This window comes from Arthrobacter sp. BE255 (assembly GCF_031457335.1).
In the GTDB taxonomy this organism is placed as follows: domain Bacteria; phylum Actinomycetota; class Actinomycetes; order Actinomycetales; family Micrococcaceae; genus Arthrobacter.
Window position 1 is genome coordinate 475,545 of the sequence record NZ_JAVDWK010000003.1, and the last position, 19,811, is coordinate 495,355.

Below are 19,811 nucleotides of genomic sequence, written 5' to 3' on the forward strand. Positions count from 1 at the left end.
ATCGACGAGCCTAACTGCGGGATGTTTCAGCACGTCGACGCCACATTTCCGCCATGTAACGTTCCTCTCACCCTGCTGTTCGGGCGACATGAATCCGTCCCGCGGCGGCGTTACATCCGGGATTTGGTCCGTGCGGTCGCCTGCGCCGTCCACGGGTCCTCGGGCCAGGGATGCCTGGGATAGCGGCCCCTCATCTCCGACCGCACCTGCGCGTACGGGCCGGACCAGAAGGACGCCAGATCGTCCGTCACCGCCAGCGGCCGGCGGGCCGGTGACAGCAGGTGGAACAGCACCGGCACCCGTCCGCCCACCAGCCGCGGTGTGTCCGCCCAGCCAAAGCATTCCTGCAGCTTGACCGCCACCACCGGCCGTCCGCCGTCGTGCGTCATTGAAGTGGCGGCGCCTGGCACATCACCTGCGGCACGGTCCGGCACGTCGGGGTAGTCGATGCGCACGCGCGACCCGCTGGGCACTTCCAGCGTCTCCGGCGCGAGTTCGGCCAGCTTCGCGGCCTCGGGCCACGGCAGCAGTCGCCGCAAAGGGTCGGTGAGGTCGATGGTGCCGGTGGCGGCTCCGCCGGCCAGTTTTTCGAGCTCCGGTCCCAGCCAGTCATCGAGCCGGGCGAGCAGGGCCGGTTCGGAAACATCAGGCCACGGCTCACCCAGTTCGCGGCGAAGCAGGGCGATCCGGCGGCGCAGGGCGTCCGCCGCCGTCGACCATCCGATGGTTCCCAGACCTTCCTTTGCGAGGGCGCGGGCCACCGCCAGGCGTCCTTCAGCGGCGGACGGGCGAACGGGTGTGGAGGACAGCACGATCGCGCCCAGCCGGCGTTCCCGCCGTGCCGTGACGCGGCCTTTGCCGAACGACGCCTCGACGGTGTCCGTGAGGAGGTGGCGGGCAGCTGCCTCGGCGGTGTCGGCGGTGATCGGTGCCGCGGAACGGATGACAGCACCCGTGCCGGCTGCGTCCCGGCCTTCCGCGCGCGACACCTCCGCCACCGCCAGCCACTCATGCCCGGCCAGGGAACTGCCTGCGGGCAGTCCGGCCCGGGTGCCGGACGAGAGGAGGTAACGCTCCGGCCCCTCCCCCGGAACGCGCCGCGCCACCCGGTCAGGGAAGGCGAGGGCGACGACGGCACCCACCGCTTCCGCTTTGCCCGGCGGGGCATCCTGGGCGGGGTGTACGACGCCGGCAGCCTCCTTGCGCGCGATCGCTTCCATCCGCCGGACGTCCTCAGTCCACCGCCGGGAAGCAGGCTCCTTGCCGGTGCGGAGGGTGGCCAGAAGCCTTGTCAGGTCGGCACCCGGCGCCCGCTGGTCCCCCGCCACCAGGGCGACCGCTTCTGCGGCTGTCCGCGCGCCCACGGCTCCGGCGCCGTCGAGCAGGGCGCGGGCCAGCCTGGGATCCGCAGGGACCCTGGCCAGGGTCCGGCCCAGCGCGGTGGCGTGGCCGTCCGAGGCCACGGCGCCGAGTTCACGCAGGATTTCAACGGCTTCGTGCATTGCTGCCTGCGGAGGGGCGTCCGGAAGCGCGAGTCCGGTGCCGCTGGGCGAACCCCAGCAGGCCAGGACCAGGGCCGCGGCGGTGAGGTCGGCGACGGCGATTTCCGGCGTCACGTGGGCGGGGGCCGCACCGAAGGCCCGCTGGTCGTAGCAGCGGACCACCCGGCCCGGGCCCTGCCGCGCGGCACGGCCGGCCCGCTGGTCTGCGGACGCCCGTGAACACGAAACAGTCACCAGGCCGGACATGCCCCGGCTGGCATCCCGCCGCGGTTCCCGGGTCAGGCCGGAGTCAACCACCAGGCGGACCCCCGGGACGGTCAGGGAGGATTCCGCCAGGTCGGTGGAGACAATGATCCGCGGCATGGCGGCGTTGCTCCGGCCGGACACGGCGCGGTCCTGCTCGGCCGGGCTGACCTGGCCATGCAGCTCCAGGACCTCCGTTCCCGTGCCGGTGCGGCCGCGCAGGCGTGCTGCCACGTGGGCGACCTCCCGGGCGCCGGGCACAAACACCAGCGTGTCCGTGTCTGCGCCGGCGCTTGTGTGTGCCGCTGCGGCGGTGTCCGCGACGTGGTCCAGGAATGCGCGCGTCACACCCCGTCCGTCCAACCGGGCCGCTCCCGCCGGCGCCCATTCGACCTCCAGCGGGTACAGCGCCGACGGACAGTCGACGACGGGAGCCGGCCCGCCGCCGTCGTGATCACTTGGTTCTCCGGTGGTGGCGCCCCCGATCAGCGCGGCGAAGCGCGGTGCGTCCAGGGTGGCGGACATCGCCACCAGGGTGAGGTCTCCGCGGAGCTGGCGCACTTCGGTGAGCATGCCCAGCAGCAGGTCCGTCTCCAGGCCGCGTTCGTGCACTTCGTCCAGGATCACCGCGCCGGCAGTTTCGAGTCCCGGATCGTCCAGGAGCCGGCGGAGCAGGATCCCCGGGGTGACGAATTCGATGAGGGTCCCGGGGCCTGCCTGGCGTTCGCCGCGGACCGTATAGCCCACCCTGTCGCCGAGCCGGCTGCCATCGAGGGCGGCCAGGCGCCGGGCCGCTGCCCGGGCGGCCACCCGCCGCGGCTGGGTGACCACCACCCGCCGCTGTCCGTGCCCGGGAGTGGCGGCCAGCAGGTTGGCGAGCAGCGGCGGAACCAGGGTGGTCTTGCCCGTGCCCGGCGGCGCCTGCACCACCGCAGTTCCCGCCGCCCCGCCCGGGCGCAGCGCCGCAGTGAGGTCGCCCAGGGATTCTGCAAAGGCCAGCCCCGCACCGATGGCGGCCAGGTCGAATGTCGGAAGAACGCGCAGAGAAGTCACACCCCCATTCTCCCCGCAGGGCAACTGCCGGGCTGACTGTCCTTTCGGCAGCGTGCCATAGGAGAGACTGGAGGAAAGTCACTTAGGAAAGCGGGACCAGAATGATCAATCTCCAGCAGGACGCAGAAGGCTTCATCCGGATGAAACGCCACTTTCCCGGCAGCGCCGAGGTGGCTGTGACGTTCGCCGACGGCTCCCGGGAACTGTTCAGCGGCCTGGACCTGAACCGGATCTACGATGACGCCCTGGCCGTCTACCGCGCGCAGAACCAGCTCGACGCCAAGGGATTTTCCCGGGGTCCGAAGAAGAAGGTCCAGGCCGCCATCGAGTTTGTGGCCATCCACCCCGGCATGGGGAAGTAGCCGGCCGCGAGGCCCTTCGGGGATCGGTGCGTAGTTACTGGATTCTGCTTGGATGCGCTGGCTGTCCAGGCCGGTGGATCGCGACGTCGCCGTACGAGGTCCGGGCCCGGACTTCGACGCTTTCCGTGGATTCCCCCGGGCCCCCGGCCGGGGCCAGGGCGTTGCGGACCTTCCCGTACTTGGTGCTGACGTCCAGCCACGCCGCCGTGCCTTCGGGGATGCCGATGCCCACGTCGCCGTAGGCCGTTTCGAGGACCACGGAGCCGCGCGTGGCCTCGCCGACCCGGATCTTGCCATTGGCGGATTTGGCCGTCACCGATGACTGTGCCTTCCCGATGTGGACGTTGCCGTTGGCCGCCTTGATGTGGACCTCGCCGGCGGCCTCCCCGAGCCGGATATGTCCGTCGGAGTTCCTGATCTGGGTGGAACCGCCGACCCGGTTGACGCGGATTTCACCGGACCCGGTCTTGAGGTCGACGTCACCTGCCGAAACGTCCACGACGACGTCGCCATAGCCGGATTCCGCCTTTACAGCATCCGCCCGGTCGAGCCGGATGTGGCCCATGCCGGTCTTGAGGTCACCCTGTCCAAGGTTCCCTTCGCCGTCGAATTTCCCCATCCCGGCCTCCCAGCGGACATCGGAATGGGACGGCAGCCCGACGGTGACGTCCACGGCGCCGTTCCCGGTCAGGATGGCGAACCGTTTCCAGTCCGTTGACCCCTTAATGAAGAGCATGCCGTTGGAGAAATCGATGCGGGTTTGCTCGGCGGCCCTGACATCTGCGGCCCTGCCGGCATCGCTGGGGCGGACGTCAACAACGGTGTCCTTCCGGTCGCCTGCGGTGACGCGGATGTCGCCGAGGTTGTACTCGACGTTGAGGGTGATGCGGTCGGGGGTTTCGAAGGTGGGCATTGCGGTTTCCTTTGGACTGGTCAGTCAGTGCCTTGATGGGAGTTTGCGTCGGGCCCTACCGGACCCACCCGGTGAAGCTGTGTCCGCCGGACGGCGTGCGGCGTGCCTCCCCTGGTGCCTTGCCGGCGCCATCCAGCGAAGCGGTGACGGAGCGGACGAGCCAGGCGTTGACCGAGACTTTCTCCTTGGCCGCTGCTTCCTCGATGCGCACCTTGAGCGGCTCGGGCAGCCGCAGCGTGAACCTGGCGGCCGGGCCTTCGTCGCTGTCCTGTGTGGGGGGCGGGGTGACCGCAAGGCTGTCCGCAGCGCCGTCGAAGTCTGTACTCGCCGGTGGGGGCGTCACCACAAACTCGGGATCGCGGCCGCGGAGCCGGACGTCCACTGAACCAGGCGCCAGTTCCCGGGTGATTTCGCTGGCAGCCGCGGAGAGCGCCTCCAGCAGAACCAGCCGGGTGGCGGTTTCCAGCGGCGCCGTCAGCCGGCCGGCAAGTTCCCGGGCCGGTTCGCCGCCGGCCGCAGAGGCCGTCTGCAGCTGCTCCTGGAGGGACATCACATATTGTTGCAGGTCCATGACACCAGTATGACGTCATAGTGACGTCATGGCAATGCCTCCGCGACGTCGCCGGGTGCAGCGGTGAAAGCAGGGGCCGGCGGTCAGCCCCTGTCTCCCTTGTCGGCGTTCTGCAGTCCGACGGGGCCACCCGGGCCGGCGTTGGTCCGCCTGTTGACCAGCCATGTGACGAACCACAGCACCACGCCGATGGCCATCAGGCCTCCGGCGATCTGGTACTGGATCACGTTCCGGCCAACCCACGGTCCCGCGAGGAATGCACACAGCAATGCGGCGAGAAGCGGCAACTGCCCTGGCGAGGTGAAGAACACTTTGCGGTTGGGGTCCCGCTTGCCGCGCAGGACCACGCAGGCAACGTTGACCACGGTGAAGACGCACAGCAGCAGGAAGGCGGTGGTGCCGGAGAGGTTTGCCACGATGTTGCTCTTCGGGTCGGACGTGACATACCAGATCAGGCCCAGCGCCAGGACGGTGGAGAACAGGATCCCGGCCCACGGGGTGCGGCGCCCCGGCAGCACTTTTCCGAGCGGCCTGGGCAGGACGTGCTGGCGGGCCATGCCATAGATCAGGCGGCTGGCCATCAGCATGTTGATCAGCGCGGTGTTGGCGACGGCGAAGACCGCGAGGAACGGGAAGATCCGGTCGATCGGGAAGTCCGGCGAGCCCTTGTGGACCACCTCAAGCAGCGCGGCACCCTCCGCTTCCCTGATCCCTTCAAGTTCCGTGGGCGTCAGCACGCTGACCACGGAGATGGCCACGAGCATGTAGAGGATCACCGCCACGCCGAGGCCGGTGAGCATGGTCCGGGGGAAGATCTTTTCCGGGTGCTGGGTCTCCTCCACCATGTTCACGGAATCCTCGAAACCGACCATGGCGAAGAACGCGATGGAGGTGGCAGCTGTGACGGCCAGGAACAGGCCCTTGTCCTGGTAGTCGCTGAAGACGAAGATTTCCCCCGCGTTCCCGGTGCCCTGCGCCATCACGAAGAAGCCGACGCCGATCACGATGCACAAGGCCGTCATCTCGACGAGGGTCAGCACTACGTTGAATTTCACGCTCTCGCCCACGCCGCGGAGGTTGATGGCCGCCAGCAGCAGCATGAAGCCCATGGCGACGGCGGTGATCACACCTTGCGCGGGCACGTCCATCCAGCCGTTGATCTCCAGGCCGCCGAAGAAGTTCTGGGCGAGGACATTCGCGGAGGTGGAGGCGCTGGTGATGCCGGAGCAGACTACGGCAAAAGCCACCAGGAACGTGACGAAGTGGATGCCGAAGGCTTTGTGCGTATAGAGCGCCGCTCCGGCTGCCTGCGGGTACTGCGTGACCAGTTCGAGGTAGGAGAACGCGGTCAGCGTCGCGACGACGAACGCGAGCAGGAACGGCAGCCAGACGATGCCTCCTACGGTGCCGGCCATGGTGCCCGTCACGGCGTAGACGCCGGCGCCGAGGATGTCGCCGACGATAAAGAGGAGGAGGAGCTTGGGTCCGAGGACCCGCTTCAGTTCCGGTCCGTCGCCCTCGGGCGTGGCGTCGAATACTTCCTCAGAAGTCTGACTCATGGCTGACCTCCACTGCGGGTACACGGCTCCCGGGAGAGCCGCGGCCGGATCCCGGCCTCAATGTGACCTACTTCACTGTGAACCTCGCAGGCAACTTTGGCAACAGGGCCGCCGCGGAGCGGTATAGCCTAGGCCGATGGAGCAAACATGACCGTCCGCAGCGCCGGCATCCTGCTGTACCGCCGGGACCCGGCGTCGGCCCTACAGGTCTGGATCGCCCACATGGGCGGCCCGTTCTGGGCACGCAAGGAAGCCCAGGCATGGTCCCTGCCCAAAGGCGAGTACAGCGAGGACGAGGACCCGTGGGCAGCCGCCCAGCGGGAGTTCGCCGAGGAGATGGGCGTTCCTGCCCCTGCCGCCGATTACCGGGAGCTGGGGGTCTTCAAACAGCCCTCGGGCAAGGTCATCACCGTCTTCGCGGCGGAGTCGGATTTCGCGCCGGAGCAGATCGTGAGCAACACCTTCCCGCTGGAATGGCCCAAGGGGTCCGGCGTAATCCGGGACTTCCCCGAGATCGACCGCGCCGAGTGGGCCACCGAGCCGGTAGCCCGCACCAGGCTGGTGCGCGGACAACTGCCCATCCTCGACGCGCTCATCGCGCAGCTCCGGGATGGCACTTAGCCGCAATCCCGGCGTCGAACATTGCAGTTAAGTGCCGCCTCGCGGAAGCGAAGGCCGCCGGCCTAGCCGGCCTGCTTCTTCACGGCCCGCCCGATGCGCGCCGCGGCCTCCTCGATCTGTGCGCCGTCCACGTGGCCGTAGGCGAAGCGGAGGTGGCGGTCCGCGTCGGTGCCCGGGCCGGACGGGAAGAACGAGCCCTGCTGGTACTCGACTCCTTCGGCGCTGGCGTCTGCGGCGAGCACGTCGGCCTTGATGGCGTCATCCCGCAGGCGCGGCCACAGGAACAGCCCGCCGTCGGGGACAACGGCGTCGAACGTTCCCGGCGCCTCGCGCTCCAGGGCGGACACCAGCGTTTCGGCCCGGGTGCGGTACAGCGTCCGGGCCCGGTTGAGGGTCTCGTCAAACAGCCCCGGCTCTGACGTCAGCAGTTCGCCGACCACGGCCTGGACGAACGTGGAGGTGTGTGAATCGTGCCGGCTGCGCAGCGCCACGATATCCCCCGTCAGGTGCTCCGGGACGACGGACCAGCCCAGGCGGAGCCCGGGACCGAGGGTCTTGGTGAACGTGTTGATGTGGATGACGTGGTCCGAGTTGTTGAAGATGTCCGCGCCCTCGGGCGGGGCGGAGTACCAGAGTTCGCGGTACGGGTTGTCGGCCAGGATGATGAAGCCGTAGTGCTCGGCGAGCCTGACAAGTTCGCGGCGTTCCCCGGCCGGCAGCGAGCCCTGCGTGGGGTTGTGGAAGTCCGGCACCGTGTAGAGGGCCGACGGGCGGGCGCCGTCCCTAAGCCGGTCCGCAAGGTCCTCCACGTCCAGGCCGTGGTTCCCCACCCGGACAGGCAGGGTGCGGGCTGCGGACAGCTCCAGTCCGCGCAGGAACAGCGGGAAGATCGGGTTGTCCACTGCCACGAGGTCGCCGCGCTCCACTACCGCCTGGATGGCCAGGGCAAGCCCGTGGAAGCCACCGTTGGTGACCAGGACACGTTCGACGGCGACACCCTCGCGTTCGGCGATCCACTCCCGCAGGGGCGAGATGCCCTCGGTGCGGGAGTACTGCAGGGCAGGGACGCCGGGACGGGACAGGACCCGGGACGTCGCCGCCGCGAGCTGCCCAGTGGGCAGCACGCCCGGATCGGGAATGCCGCCCAGGAGTTCGATCGCGTCGGGCCGTTTGTTGCGGAGCGTCGCATCGCCGAAGCCCTTGGGGGCACTGAGTCCTGCGATCAGGGCGGGCCGGCGCGTGGATGCGGATGCGAGGGGGCGGGTGGTCAGGTTCGTTGTCATGGTGTCGCTTTCGAGAGTTGGGGGGCCGCGGGTGTGCGGTGCGGTTCCGGGGAGGAGACACTCGGGATGGCATCCAGGAGCGTCCGGGTGTAGGGGTGGCGCGGCCGGGAGAAGATCTGCTCCACCGGGCCGTCTTCGACCACCTTGCCCCGCCGCAGCACGGACACCGTGTCCGCGATCTGACGGACCAGTGCCAGGTCGTGGGAGACAAACAGGTACGTCAGGCCAAGTTCTCCCTGCAGCCGGGTGAGCAGTTCGAGGATGCCGGCCTGCACGCTCACGTCCAGGGCCGACGTCGGTTCGTCCAGGACCACCACGTCCGGGCGCATCACCAGGGCGCGGGCGATGGCCACGCGCTGGCGCTGGCCGCCGGACAGATCGGCTGGCCGGCGGGACAGGAACTCCGCCGTCAGGCCCACCGACTCCAGCGCTTCGCGGACACGCCCGGCGCGGTCCGCCTTGTCGCCGACGCGGAACTGGTCCAGCGGTTCCCCGACAATCCTGCTGACCCGCCAGGTGGGGTCCAGGGATGTGAATGGGTTCTGGTACACAAGCTGGAGGTGCCGGCGGACCGAGCGGAGGGAGTCCCGCGAACGGCCGTGGACGGCGTCGCCGCCGACGGTGACCTGGCCGCCGTCGGGCTGTTCAAGGCCGAGCAGCAGGCGTACCGCCGTGGTCTTGCCTGAACCGGATTCGCCCACCAGGGCGTGGGTGCTCCCCCGTTCCACGGTAAAGGAAACCCCGTCGACGGCGAGGGTGTCCCTGCCGCCGGCGGAGTAGCGTTTGGAGACGCCCTGCACGTGGATCTGGGGTACTGCCTGGAGCTGGGGTTCGACGGCGGCCTGCGGCTGCAGCGCGGACGCCAGCCGGTGGTGCCGGTAGCGGTCCGGGTTCAGGGCAGGAACGTCGGCATGCAGGTTCCGGGCGTACTCCGTCGCCGGCGAAGCGAACACCTGCCGCGATGGGCCGCCCTCCTGCACCGCCCCGTTCTTCAGCACCACCAGGGAATCCGCCCGTTCGGCGGCGATGGCCAGGTCATGCGTGATCAGGAGCAGGCTGATGTCCAGCTCCCAGCGGAAATCGGAAAGCATGTCCAGGATCAGTTTCTGGACGGTCACATCCAGGGCCGAGGTCGGCTCGTCCGCGACAATCAGCGCCGGACGCGGCAGCACCGTCAACCCGATCAGGACGCGCTGAAGCATCCCGCCCGAGAGCTGGTGCGGATACGAGTCGTAGACGCGGGCCGGGTCCGGCAGCCCGACCTCCCTGAAGACGTCAAGGATGCGGGACCGCCGGGCATCGGCGTCGCCGGGGCCAAGCAGCGCGGCGGCCTCCTGTGCCTGCGACCCGATGGTCCGCACCGGGTTCAGTGCAGAGCCCGGGTCCTGCGGGATGTAGCCGAGCGAGCGGCCACGCAGCGGCCTGAATTCCTTCTCCGGCAGGGCGAGGACGTCGCGTCCGTCAAGGTGCACGCTGCCGTTGACGGTTGCCAGCTCGTGGGGCAGGAGGCGGAGGACGGCCTTGGCAATGGTCGATTTCCCCGAGCCCGATTCCCCGATGAGCGCCAGGCTTCCGCCGCGGCCCAGGGTGAACCCGACGTCGTTCACCACACTGTTGCGGCCGTAGGCCACGGAGAGGCCGGCCACACTGAGCAGCGTTCCGGCGTCGTTCGTTCCTGGCACGTCGTTGTCCTTCCATTGCAGGGTCATGGCGTTCACTTGACCTTCCGCAGCCAGCGGCTGATCCGGTTGACGGAGAGCACCGTGATGACGATGACCAGGGCCGGGGCGTAGACCAGCCACGGCGCCGTCGGGTAGGTCTTGCCCGAGGCCACCAGCAGGCCCCAGTCCGACGCCGGCGGCGGGTCGCCGTAGCCGAGGAACGCCAGCGAGGCGATGACCAGGATCGATGTCCCGAACTGCAGGACGGCCAGTACCAGGACTGACCGGTAGGCATTCGGCAGGATGTGCCTCAGCAGCACGTGGAGCCGGGAGCCGCCCTCAAGGTAGGACGCCTCGACGAAAGCGGCGCTGCGGACCCGCACCACTTCGGCGCGCATCAGCCGGGCAAACACCGCAACGGCCGTCACGCCGGTGGCAATGGCGGCGTTGATGGTCTGGAAGCCGAGCGAGCTGACGATCACCACGGCCAGGAGGAAGCCCGGGATGGCGAGGAGGACGTCCACGAAGCGTCCCAGGACGGTGTCCAGCCAGCCGCCGCGGAAGCCGCTGGCCAGGCCGATGGCGCTTCCGGCGACCAGGCCGATGAGGACGGCAACCAGGGCACTGGACACCGAGGAAGCCGTGCCGTGGACCACCCGGGTGTACAGGTCACGGCCGAGGTAGTCAGTGCCGAACCAGTGTGCGGCGCTGGGGGCATCGAGCTTGGCTGCGGTGTCGCCAACGACGGGGCTGTAGGACGTGAAGAGTCCGGGCAGCAGCGACCACAGGACAACAACCAGCACCGCCAGGAAGGACAGCAGCACCGTGGGCGGCACACCGGCGGCCGCCCGCCGCGTGGCCGTGCCGGCGCTGCGCAGGGACGCGAGGGACAGTTCGCTGCTCATGCGTGCACCTCCGTCCGGACTTTGACCCGGGGATCCACCAGCGGCGAGACGAGGTCCGCGATCAGGTTTACCGCCACGAAGACGATGGCTGACAGTGCCACCGCCGCCTGCAGGACCGGCTGGTCCTCGCCGGTGACGGCCTTTTGCACCACGGTGCCGAGTCCGTCCCTGCCGAAGATCGTTTCGGTGATGACGGCGCCGCCGAGGAGTTCGCCCACGATCAGGGCCACCATGGTCACCGTGGGAAGGGCCGAGGGCTTCACCAGGTGCCGGACAAACAGGGACGCCTCGGTCAGCCCCCTGGACCGGGCCACCAGGGCGTAGTCCTGCCTGGATTCATGGTCCAGGCCGGCGATGAGCACCTCGGCCAGCGGGGCGGAGACCGGAATTGCCAGGGTGATGGCCGCAAAGAGCGTGGCCGCCGCGCTGTTGGGATCGGTAGTGGTGAAGGAGTGCAGCCGGAAGGCGAACAGTTCGATCAGCACCAGTCCGATGACGAAATTCGGCACCGACAGGAAGAATGCCGGGATGGAGCGCAGGACGGCCGCCCACTTTCCGGGCAGGTAGTGGGCGCCGTAGGCAATGGCCACAGCCAGAACGACGGCGATGACGAGCGCGCTCGCTGCAAGCCCCAGGGTGGAGGGCAGCGCGTCGCCGATCAGCTGGGCCACCGGCAGGTTGGACTGCAGGGAGAACCCGAGTTCGCCTGTCAGGAATCGCCCCAGGGACAGCGCAAGCTGCACCAGCACCGGCTTGTCCAGGCCGTAGAAGGCGACGATCCGCTGGATCTCCTCCTCGCTCAGGCCGTGCTGCGGATCGCGCAGGGAATTGGTGATCGAGTCGCCCGGAAGCACGCTGATGACCAGGAACGTCAGCACGTACGCCAGCAGGACCACCGCGATGGCCTGGGCCGCCCGGGTGAGGGCGTACCGTTTGTACTGGCTGGTCATTCCGCGAGCCAGGCGGTGTAGAAGTTGGCGTACGCCAGGCCGTTGTAGCTCACGCCCTGGACCTTGGGCGAGATGAGGTAGAGGCGCTGCACCAGCTGGTTGAGCGGGATGAAGTAGCCCTGCTCGAGCACGTACTGCTGGAGTTCGCCGGCGATCTTCTCCCGGGAATCCCGGTCAGATGCGCTGGCGATGGCGGTGGACAGGGCGTTGAGCTTCTGGTCGCTGGTGCCAAGGTTGAACCAGTTTTCGCCGTTGTTCTGGCTGGTGAGCACCCCGGCCACCGTCCCGACGTCGACGAAGCTCCGCGAGGTCTGGAACAACGGCGGCCGGCTGGCCTGGATGGCTGAGTAGCCGGCCACGTCCACAACCTTCAGATTCACTTTGACGCCGATGCGCTTGAGCTGCTGGGCGATGAGCTCATCCTCGGCCGCGGTGGACGGCACGTAGGGGTTCGGTGACAGCGTGAACTCAAGGGTCTTGCCGTCCCTGGTCCGGTAGCCCTCCGGCCCTTCCTTCCAGCCGGCGTCCGCGAGGAGTTTCCTGGCGCGGTCGGGTTCGTAGGCAAAGGAGCTGCTGTAGTCGCCGGCTTCGGGGACGTTGCCCTGGATGAACGTGGTGGCGGCGTCCCAGTCGTCGGTGTAGACCGTCTTCCGGATTTCCTCGCGGTCGATGCCGTGCTGGATCGCCTGCCGGACGGGGAGTTCGTTGGTGGGGAAGGCCTGGGTGTTGACCTGGAAACCGTCGACGAACCCGAGGTAGCGGGGCGTGCCCACCGTGAAGCCCTGTTCCTTCAGGGACTCGATTTCCTGGGGCTCGACGTTGAACGCCACCTCCGCCTGTCCCGAAGCGACCGTTGAGGTGCGGACGGAAGTGTCCTTGATGACCTTGTAGGTGATGGTGTCCAGGCGGGCCGGGCCGGTGTGGCCCAGGGCTGCCGGGCCCCAGTTGTAGTCCCCGCGCTTCTCCAGCACGTAGCTGTCGCCCTGCTTCCAGGACTTGACCTTGAACGGGCCGCTGCCGATTTCCTGGCTCAGGTCGGCCTGCGCCTCGACCGGGAGCGCGAGCGTCGTGGGCGAGAGCAGGATGCAGCCGTGATAGCCAAGGGTTGCAATGAAGCCCAGTGCCGGTGAGGAGAAGGACACCTTGACCGTGCTGTCATCAGTGGCCTCGGCGCCCGCAAAATTGCTGGACGGGAAGAGACCCACCTTGCTCACGCCCCGGGCCGGGTCGCCCTTCGCCCACGCGTTGAGGTTCGCCACCACGGCGGCTGCGTCGAGCGGGGTCCCGTCCGAGAATGTCACGCCCTTCTTCAGGTGCAGCACGAACTCCCTGGCACCGTTGAGTTCCTCCCAGCTTTCGGCGATCCAGGGGCTGAGCGCGCCCTTCTCGTCGACGTAGACGAGCTTGTCGGTGATCTGGCCCCAGAGGTTGCCCTCGTAGCTGGAGATCGACGTTTTGCTGGACACCCAGCCGGTGTCGTAGCCCTGGATCAGGAAGGTGATGTTGCCGCCGTCGACAGGGGTGCCCGGGTTGGCGGTACTGGACGTTGCCGTGCCGCCACACGCGGTGAGCAGGGCGGTGAGGGTGACGGCGCTGACGCCGGTGAGGAAGGCGCGGCGCCGGATTTCGGGTGAGTACATGGGAATTCTCCTTGACGAAAGATGAGGGGATGCTGCCCGAGGGGGTGCAGGCGAAAAGTGCTAGATGGCCTTGCCGGGGTTAAGCAGCTGGCGGGGATCGAGGGCGGCTTTGACGGCGTGCTGGGCCTGGCGGTTCCGCTCCGATAGTTCAAGGGCCGCCCAGTCGCGCTTGATGGTGCCCACGCCGTGCTCGCCGGTGACCGTCCCGCCCAGGGCCAGCGCCACACGGACCAGCTCCGTTGCCGCTTCCTGCAGCGGGGCAGGCGGGCGGGCCGGGTCGCCGTCGGGCCCCCTGTCCAAGGTGATCAGGGGATGAAGGTTGCCGTCTCCTGCGTGCGAGACTGCCGAGATTCTGACGCCGTAGCGCGCCTCCAGTGCGGGGAAGGCTTCGTAGACTTTGGGAAGCCCTGACTTCGGCACGGCGATGTCCTCGCCGATGAACCACTGGTCCCGGGGCAGGCCGCGGCCGTGGCGGCGGAGTCCCCACAGGCGGACTCCCTCACTGTCCGATTCAACGGTGACCCGCCCGCCGCTGCGGGTCAGGGCGGCGGTGAGGTCGGCCGCCTGCTCGTCGATGCCGTAGCCGTCGAGCTCAACCAGGATCAACGCGGCGCCCCGTTCCCGCAGGCCGGAAGCGGAGTGTTCGTCGATGTTCACCAGCGTGGGGGTGTCGAAAAACTCGATCGCGGCGGGCCGGACAGGTGACAGGGTGATGGCGGAGAGGCCTGCCGCGCCGTCGGCGGTGCTGTCGAAAAACGCCGTGAGTGTCCGGCGTGCCACCGGGATCGGGTGCAGGCGGACCGTGGCCCTCACGACGATGCCCAGGATGCCCTCCGATCCGACAAACAGGGAGACCAGGTCCAGGCCGGTGACTCCTTTGATGGAACGGTGGCCGACGCTGATGAGGCTGCCGTCGGCGAGGACGACGTCGAGGGCCAGGACGGATTCCCGGGTCACGCCGTACTTGGCGCACCGCAGCCCGCCGGCGTTGGTGGCGATGTTTCCGCCGATGGAGGAGATTTCGAAACTTGCGGGGTCCGGTGCGTAGAACAGTCCGGAGGGTTCAAGGTGTGCGTTCAGGTCCGCGTTGATGACGCCCGGTTCGACGACGGCGACGCCGTCCAGCGGCGAAACTTCAATAATGCGGTTGAGCCGCTCCGTCGACAGGACCAGCTGGTCCGGGTGGGCGCTGGCGCCGCCGGAGAGTCCGGAACCCGCGCCGCGGGGCACCACCGTTACACCGTGGGCGGCGGCGGCACGCACCACGGCCTGGACCTGCTCCGCAGTGGCGGGGAAGGCGACGGCGGGACCGGCCTGTGACGGTACAGCTGTCTTCGCCGTCGCCGCGTCATGGAGGTAGTGGTTTGTCAGGGCTGACGCGCGCCACACCTCGATTTCGGGGTGCTTTTCGGCGAGATCAAGGACGAGTTTTTCGACAGCGCGGGTCGCGGCTTCGGTCTGTGTTGTTGTCACCTTGGAAAAGTATTCGCGGCGGGAATAAACCTCCAACTTCCCCTGACGCACATTCACACAAATCTCAATTTGGAGTAATGCCAATTCTCGGTTCAACAAATACGTTCATAAAGCGACATAACCGCAACGCATTTCTTCATCGAATTACGTCGCCAGGTTAAGGCGGGCCTACAGCCCCACACTGTCCGCGTAGACGAGGCGCGGCACACGGGCGCTCCGCTCACCCGGGGCGGGGTCGGCGTCGAGCAGTTCATGCTCCTCGACCAGCACACGCCACAGCGGGTCCGGGCGCCCCGGCTGGCGCAGGCCCGGGATTCCTGCCGCCTCCCCAGCCGGCGTTCCCCCTCCCGGGGGCAGGTTGATGGCCCCTGACCAGGTGGCCCGGAACCCGCCGTTTTCTTCCACGCTGACAGCCAGCAGCAGCCAGCTGGACACGGTCTGCCATTCCAGGTCCCCTGCACCGGCAGCCCGGCTTTGCACCGATGCACGGACCGTCCGGGACTGCTGCAGCCGGGATGCCCTGGTGGCGGCCTCACCGGTGGGGCTGTCGGCGCTGAGCTGTTCCCCCGCAAGGCCCGGTGCGCCGTGCGGATCCCAGCGGAGCCAGCTGACGACGCCGGTCAGTGTCACCTGCACATGCCCTGCGTCCGGCCGGCTGACCGTCAGGGTCCGGGCGGGCAGCGGCTGCACCCAGCTGGTCAGCGCCACCGGGGAGAGTTCGCAGCCGGGGATCGAGTGGGGCTGGTAACGGGCAACCGCCAGGCGCACGAAGGGCCACAGGGCGGACGTCTCCTGGAGGGCGACGTCGACGAACCAGCGGCCTGTTGCCTGGTCGTACTCCGGCCGGTAGCCCAGGACCCGCACCGACGGACGGCCGCGGACGTCCCGCAGCGGCACGGACGCGGCGACTGCCACGGGATTCCCGGGCGAGTCGGGCCAGCCGCGGTCCCGCCCGCCCGGTGGCCTCCCGCCGAGCGGAGGGGCTATGCCAACGCCCTCGGCTGCGCCCGTTTCCACCAGGTCGAGCATGAGCTGGTCGACACTGAGCAGCGGCGGCACGGTGGGCGAGGACGTGCTGCCCCCATGCTGGACGATCGGGTCCGCTGCCCACAGGCTGGTGGCGCCGTCGGGGGCCTGCCGGGCCTTGGGCCGGCGGGCCCAGGAACCATCCGGCTGCTGCACCCATTCATCGGGATCGAAGACGAGCACCCCGAGCAATTCCCCGTCGCCGGACGAGAACCACGGGCGCGCGAGCCAGATGCGGACTCCGGAGCGGCGCACCTGCCGCCAGGCGAAGGGGTCGGCCGGTTCCGGCGCCGCCTCCCAGCGCAGCAGCGGCACGGCTTCGAGCACAAGGGGCGCGGCGGGACGTGCAGACGAGGGAATGACGAGCTCCACCGGACTGCCTGCGAGGGCAGGATCCTCCGGGTCAGGCAGGTGGGTGAAGTACTCCGGGTACCGGGTGGCGCCGGAGGGGACATAGGTGACGCGCCGGTAGTGGGTGTCCTCGAAGGTCTGCAGCAGGCGGTGGAAGCCGATGTTTCCGAGTGCCTTTGCCAGCGGGCCGGTCGGCAGGAAGTCGTACAGGAACAGCACCCCGGTACGTTCGGCTTCGGCGACGGCGGAACGGACCACGACGTCGGACCTGGACACGGTCTGGGGCCCCGGGGCGGCGGGGTCGTCGACGGTTTCGGTCCACCGGGCGCGCACGAACAGGGTGTCGGTGCTGGGTCCGTGCACGTCCACCAGTCCGGTGAGTGCCGCGACCGCCCGGCCGGGCGGGCGCAGGAACACCTCGAGTGCGCGAAGTTCCGGTGGCCGGACCGGCGCGGGAACGGCATGGACCAGCCGCAGGTCCGTCGACGGGGTCAGCCACCAGGTCCAGCCCGAGGACGCCGCACGCATGAGGGCGGCCGCTGCCACCACCTCGTCGGTGGTGTAGCCGTCCTCGGGGGTGGCGACGCTGGCAAGGTGCGACCGCCACAGCCCGAATTTGTCCAGCGATGCCGGGTCCAGGGTGCTGGAAAGAGCAACGCGCACCTGCTCTCCCGGCGGGACGGACACGTGGACCGCGTGGCCGTCGACGCGGGCGGCCAGCGTGTCGCCGGGTTCCAGGACGAGCCGCAGCGGCTGCAGCGAGGGCCACGATCCCGGGTACGGAACGGTGACGGACTGCAGCGCGCGGGGTTCGCGGAGGCCATGCGGCGCGCCCGCCTCGTAGAACACCAGCGACACGCCGGTGGCAAACGGGTCAGGCAGGTACGGCAACCGAAGGGCGTCAGTGTGGTGCACCACGTACTGGCCTTCACCGATGGGCCGGCCACGCTCGGCAGTGATGTCCGCCAGGGTGGCCCGGTGCGCCGACCCCGTGTCCGCCCCGGGCCGGTCCACCAGGGCGATTCCGGTTTGCTCGTCCGTCGCCCGTGCGTCGGTGAGGCTGGGCACGAACTGGTCCAGCAGGGTCCCCCGTTCGGCCAGGGCCACCGCGTAGAGCCGGCGGATCTCGGCGGCGTCGCCCGTGCCGATGGCGGCGTCGAAGTATCCGGCGGCCTCGGCCTCGAGCTGGGTGGCCTTCGGCGGGGCGAGGTGCCGCTCGGCGGCGGGCCGCGCATCCGGGTCCCCGCCCGGAAGACCCTCTCGCGCCGGCAGGCCGCTGCGGACCACCAGATGGGCCGGCTGTTCCCCCGTTCCCAGCGCTTGGCGGGCCACGAGGGCCGGCGCCGGAACCGGTTCCCACCGCAGGTAGGGCCGCGGGGTGGTGACGGCGGGCCGGGCGGCCAGCCTAAGCTCCTCGGGGAGCTGCAGGTCATCGTTCCGCGCCAGTCGGGCAAAGTCGGCAGGGTCGACGCGCAGCTGCGGCCGGACACGGAGCGTGTCATGGGATTCCGCGAGGATGCGCGATGCCGCCGCAACGTCCTCGAGCATGCGCTGCGCCGGCGCAGCCCCCTCGGGCGCTGACGCCCGGGCGACCAGGGCCGCCAGTGTGGCATCGATGTCCGGGTCGCCGGACAAGAGCTCCGCGGGCAGGGCGTTGTCCGGTGCGGCTCCCCCGGATGCCTGCCCTGCGCTGCGCAAATGTTCGACGACGGCGTCGCGGCGGTGCGCCGCCACCCCGGCGTGGTCGCGCGCACGGTAGGAAGTCCGCAGCCGGTCGAGGTGGGTACGGGCGGCGGCAAAAGCTGCCTCGCCGGGAGCAGCCGGCGGCATCCGGTGCTGCGGCGCCACCTGGGGCACGGAGTTGCCGGCCAGGTCCACGGCGAGCACCCGGAAGCTGTAGGACGTGCCGTACCGCAGCCGCGGAAGCGACCCCGGTTCAACCCTGGTGGTGACGTGGGCCCCGTCGAGTGGCACGTCCGGCGGGCTTTCGACGACGGCTTCCGTGGCGCCGTCGGGCCCGGGGGGCTCCACGTGCACGATGGTCAGCCCGGGCCGCGGGGCGGACAGGCTCCAGCCGTCCCAGCCTGCCACCACCTCGTGGAGGTAGTACCCGTTGGTGGTGTCACCCGGGGCCCGGTTGAGGGCGGAGAGCTGGAGGAATCCGACGTCGGCCGCGTCCGCCAGGACAGGCACGTCCGCCGGCTGCCCGGTCACCGTGACGCGGCGGCGGTGCAGGCTGTGCCACTGCTTCGTGGCGTCGTCCCAGACCTCCACGCGGATGCCGCGGACGAGGTCGTCCAGGAGCAGCTCGCGGCCGTCGTCCGCGGCCAGCTGCTCGGCCTGCTGCACACGGGCCCGCAACTGCGCGGCCCGGTTGCGGCGTGCGAGGGCGAAACCGGTGGCGCGGAGTGTGCCGGGCGCGGACGTGGCGGGGTCGCCGTTGGCCTCGCCCGCGTACTGGCGGGCGAGGTTGCGGACATGCTGGTCCAGTTTGAGTCCGGACGCGTCAGGGTCGGCGTCGAGCACCACCCAGTCGTCATCGCCCAGCGGCAGCGCCCCACCCACCCAGGCATTGCTGGACCTGGCCGCGAACACCGGGCCGTCCACCAGCACCGACGTGCGCCGTGGCGGGAGCACCTCGACGTCGGCGTCCGGCGTCGAAATGGCGACACTCACCCAGGTGGCACCAGCCAGGGCGGCCCGCGCACCGGCGGCGTCCACACCGTCGAGCACCACATCGATGGCGAGGCCGAGCCGGCGCAGCAGCGCGGGCGTCGAACCGAAGGACGCCGCCTTGGCATGGAAATCGTGCTGCGGCCGGTCCGGACGCGGCGTGGGCGATGCGTCCGGATCCGGCACGGTCCGTGGTTCCTGCTGCGGCTGTTCCGGCCGTTCGTAGTACCGCCGCATCGCGTGGGCGTCCACCATCAGCTGCAGCTGCGGGTTGGCCGAGAGGTCCCGCCCGATGAGCCTGTCGAGGCGTTTGGTGATCCGGAGGTCGGCCTCGGGGTCATCCAGCAGCGCCTGCACGGGTGAGGGCTGGTCGGCGGTCTCCGACTGGTAGGGCGGCAGCGGCGGGAGTTTGCCGCCGTGGCCGCGTTCGGGGTCCGCATCCTCAGGGTCTGTGAGCGGGCCGATGGTGGCCAGGGCATCCCGGAGACGCTGCGCGGGGACCTGCAGCGCGCGGCGGGCCCGGGCCGGGGCGTCCCGGAGCAACCGCCGCAAGGCGCCCCGCTCGTCAAGGTTGGCCAGCGTCTCCAGCAGGCCGCCCGCCACCGGGTCCGATGCCAGTCCTGGCCTGAGCGCCGGCGCGGCGGTGATGGCTGCCAGGTGCAGGTCCACGGCGTGGTCGCTCATCCGGCTTGCGGGATTGGTGCGCCAGGTTTCGCCGGACAGCACGGGGGCGGGGAACGTGGCAACGGGGGTGGCGGGCGGCAGGACGGCGGCCCAGGCGCCGGCGTCCGCGGTGGACACCACCCGCAGCGGCAACGCCGTGCCCGGATCCACCGAGGTGGTCAGGGTCAGCGTGCAGCCCGCCAGAGTGCCCGGCCAATCCGCGGCCGCTGGATATCCGGACAGCAGGGCACCGCCGCCCGTCAGCTTGTGGGTGATGAAAACGGTCAGGTGGAACGGCGCGTCGTCGGCCAGCGAGTACGGCAGTGCGGTGGCCAGGACAGTAGTGGGCATTGGTTACTCCT

13 protein-coding genes are annotated in these 19,811 nt (G+C 69.6%); 2 read left to right on the forward strand and 11 right to left on the reverse strand.

Annotation, left to right across the window (positions count from 1 at the left end; genetic code table 11):
* Window positions 1-110: 110 nt before the first annotated feature.
* Window positions 111-2,798 (reverse strand): ATP-dependent helicase HrpB, encoded by a 2,688-nt coding sequence (gene hrpB, locus J2X42_RS08520; RefSeq protein WP_310164165.1) that lies wholly within the window; start codon window positions 2,796-2,798, stop codon window positions 111-113.
* Between the two features lie 101 nt (window positions 2,799-2,899).
* Here hrpB and J2X42_RS08525 point away from each other — a divergent pair, with 101 nt between their 5' ends.
* Window positions 2,900-3,160, forward strand: a complete 261-nt coding sequence (locus J2X42_RS08525; protein WP_310164167.1) for a hypothetical protein — start codon at window positions 2,900-2,902, stop codon at window positions 3,158-3,160.
* A gap of 34 nt (window positions 3,161-3,194) precedes the next feature.
* Here the strand turns inward: J2X42_RS08525 and J2X42_RS08530 are convergent, their stop codons facing one another.
* The 3 genes from J2X42_RS08530 to J2X42_RS08540 all read right to left on the reverse strand — a co-directional run bounded on the left by J2X42_RS08530 (window position 3,195) and on the right by J2X42_RS08540 (window position 6,203).
* Window positions 3,195-4,073: a DUF4097 family beta strand repeat-containing protein gene (locus J2X42_RS08530; protein ID WP_310164170.1), complete on the reverse strand. Its 879-nt coding sequence runs from the start codon at window positions 4,071-4,073 to the stop codon at window positions 3,195-3,197.
* A 55-nt stretch (window positions 4,074-4,128) separates the two neighbouring features.
* Window positions 4,129-4,644: a toxin-antitoxin system HicB family antitoxin gene (locus tag J2X42_RS08535; RefSeq protein ID WP_310164173.1), complete on the reverse strand. Its 516-nt coding sequence runs from the start codon at window positions 4,642-4,644 to the stop codon at window positions 4,129-4,131.
* Between the two features lie 83 nt (window positions 4,645-4,727).
* Window positions 4,728-6,203, reverse strand: a complete 1,476-nt coding sequence (locus J2X42_RS08540; RefSeq protein ID WP_310164176.1) for an APC family permease — start codon at window positions 6,201-6,203, stop codon at window positions 4,728-4,730.
* A gap of 147 nt (window positions 6,204-6,350) precedes the next feature.
* On the opposite strand from J2X42_RS08540, the gene J2X42_RS08545 reads away from it, so the two are divergent.
* Complete coding sequence (locus J2X42_RS08545) at window positions 6,351-6,824, forward strand: NUDIX domain-containing protein (protein ID WP_310164179.1); 474 nt, start codon at window positions 6,351-6,353, stop codon at window positions 6,822-6,824.
* Between the two features lie 62 nt (window positions 6,825-6,886).
* Here the strand turns inward: J2X42_RS08545 and J2X42_RS08550 are convergent, their stop codons facing one another.
* From J2X42_RS08550 to J2X42_RS08580, 7 genes are all read right to left on the reverse strand, one after another.
* Window positions 6,887-8,107, reverse strand: a complete 1,221-nt coding sequence (locus tag J2X42_RS08550; RefSeq protein WP_310164184.1) for a PLP-dependent aminotransferase family protein — start codon at window positions 8,105-8,107, stop codon at window positions 6,887-6,889.
* Complete coding sequence (locus J2X42_RS08555; RefSeq protein WP_310164187.1) at window positions 8,104-9,816, reverse strand: ABC transporter ATP-binding protein; 1,713 nt, start codon at window positions 9,814-9,816, stop codon at window positions 8,104-8,106. The genes J2X42_RS08550 and J2X42_RS08555 overlap by 4 nt, the downstream gene beginning before the upstream one ends.
* 5 nt (window positions 9,817-9,821) lie before the next feature.
* Window positions 9,822-10,673, reverse strand: coding sequence for an ABC transporter permease (locus J2X42_RS08560; RefSeq protein ID WP_310164190.1), 852 nt, complete (start codon window positions 10,671-10,673; stop codon window positions 9,822-9,824).
* Entirely contained in the window at window positions 10,670-11,623 is a 954-nt protein-coding gene (locus J2X42_RS08565; RefSeq protein ID WP_310164193.1) for an ABC transporter permease, read from the reverse strand. Before J2X42_RS08565 ends, J2X42_RS08560 begins: the two co-directional genes overlap by 4 nt.
* Entirely contained in the window at window positions 11,620-13,263 is a 1,644-nt protein-coding gene (locus J2X42_RS08570) for an ABC transporter substrate-binding protein (protein ID WP_310164196.1), read from the reverse strand. Before J2X42_RS08570 ends, J2X42_RS08565 begins: the two co-directional genes overlap by 4 nt.
* 60 nt (window positions 13,264-13,323) lie before the next feature.
* A complete protein-coding gene (locus J2X42_RS08575; RefSeq protein WP_310164198.1) occupies window positions 13,324-14,736 on the reverse strand; it encodes an FAD-linked oxidase C-terminal domain-containing protein in 1,413 nt (470 codons plus the stop codon).
* A gap of 168 nt (window positions 14,737-14,904) precedes the next feature.
* The gene (locus J2X42_RS08580) at window positions 14,905-19,800 is read right to left on the reverse strand and encodes a hypothetical protein (RefSeq protein ID WP_310164201.1); all 4,896 of its coding nucleotides are present in this window, start codon (window positions 19,798-19,800) and stop codon (window positions 14,905-14,907) included.
* Window positions 19,801-19,811: the final 11 nt, after the last annotated feature.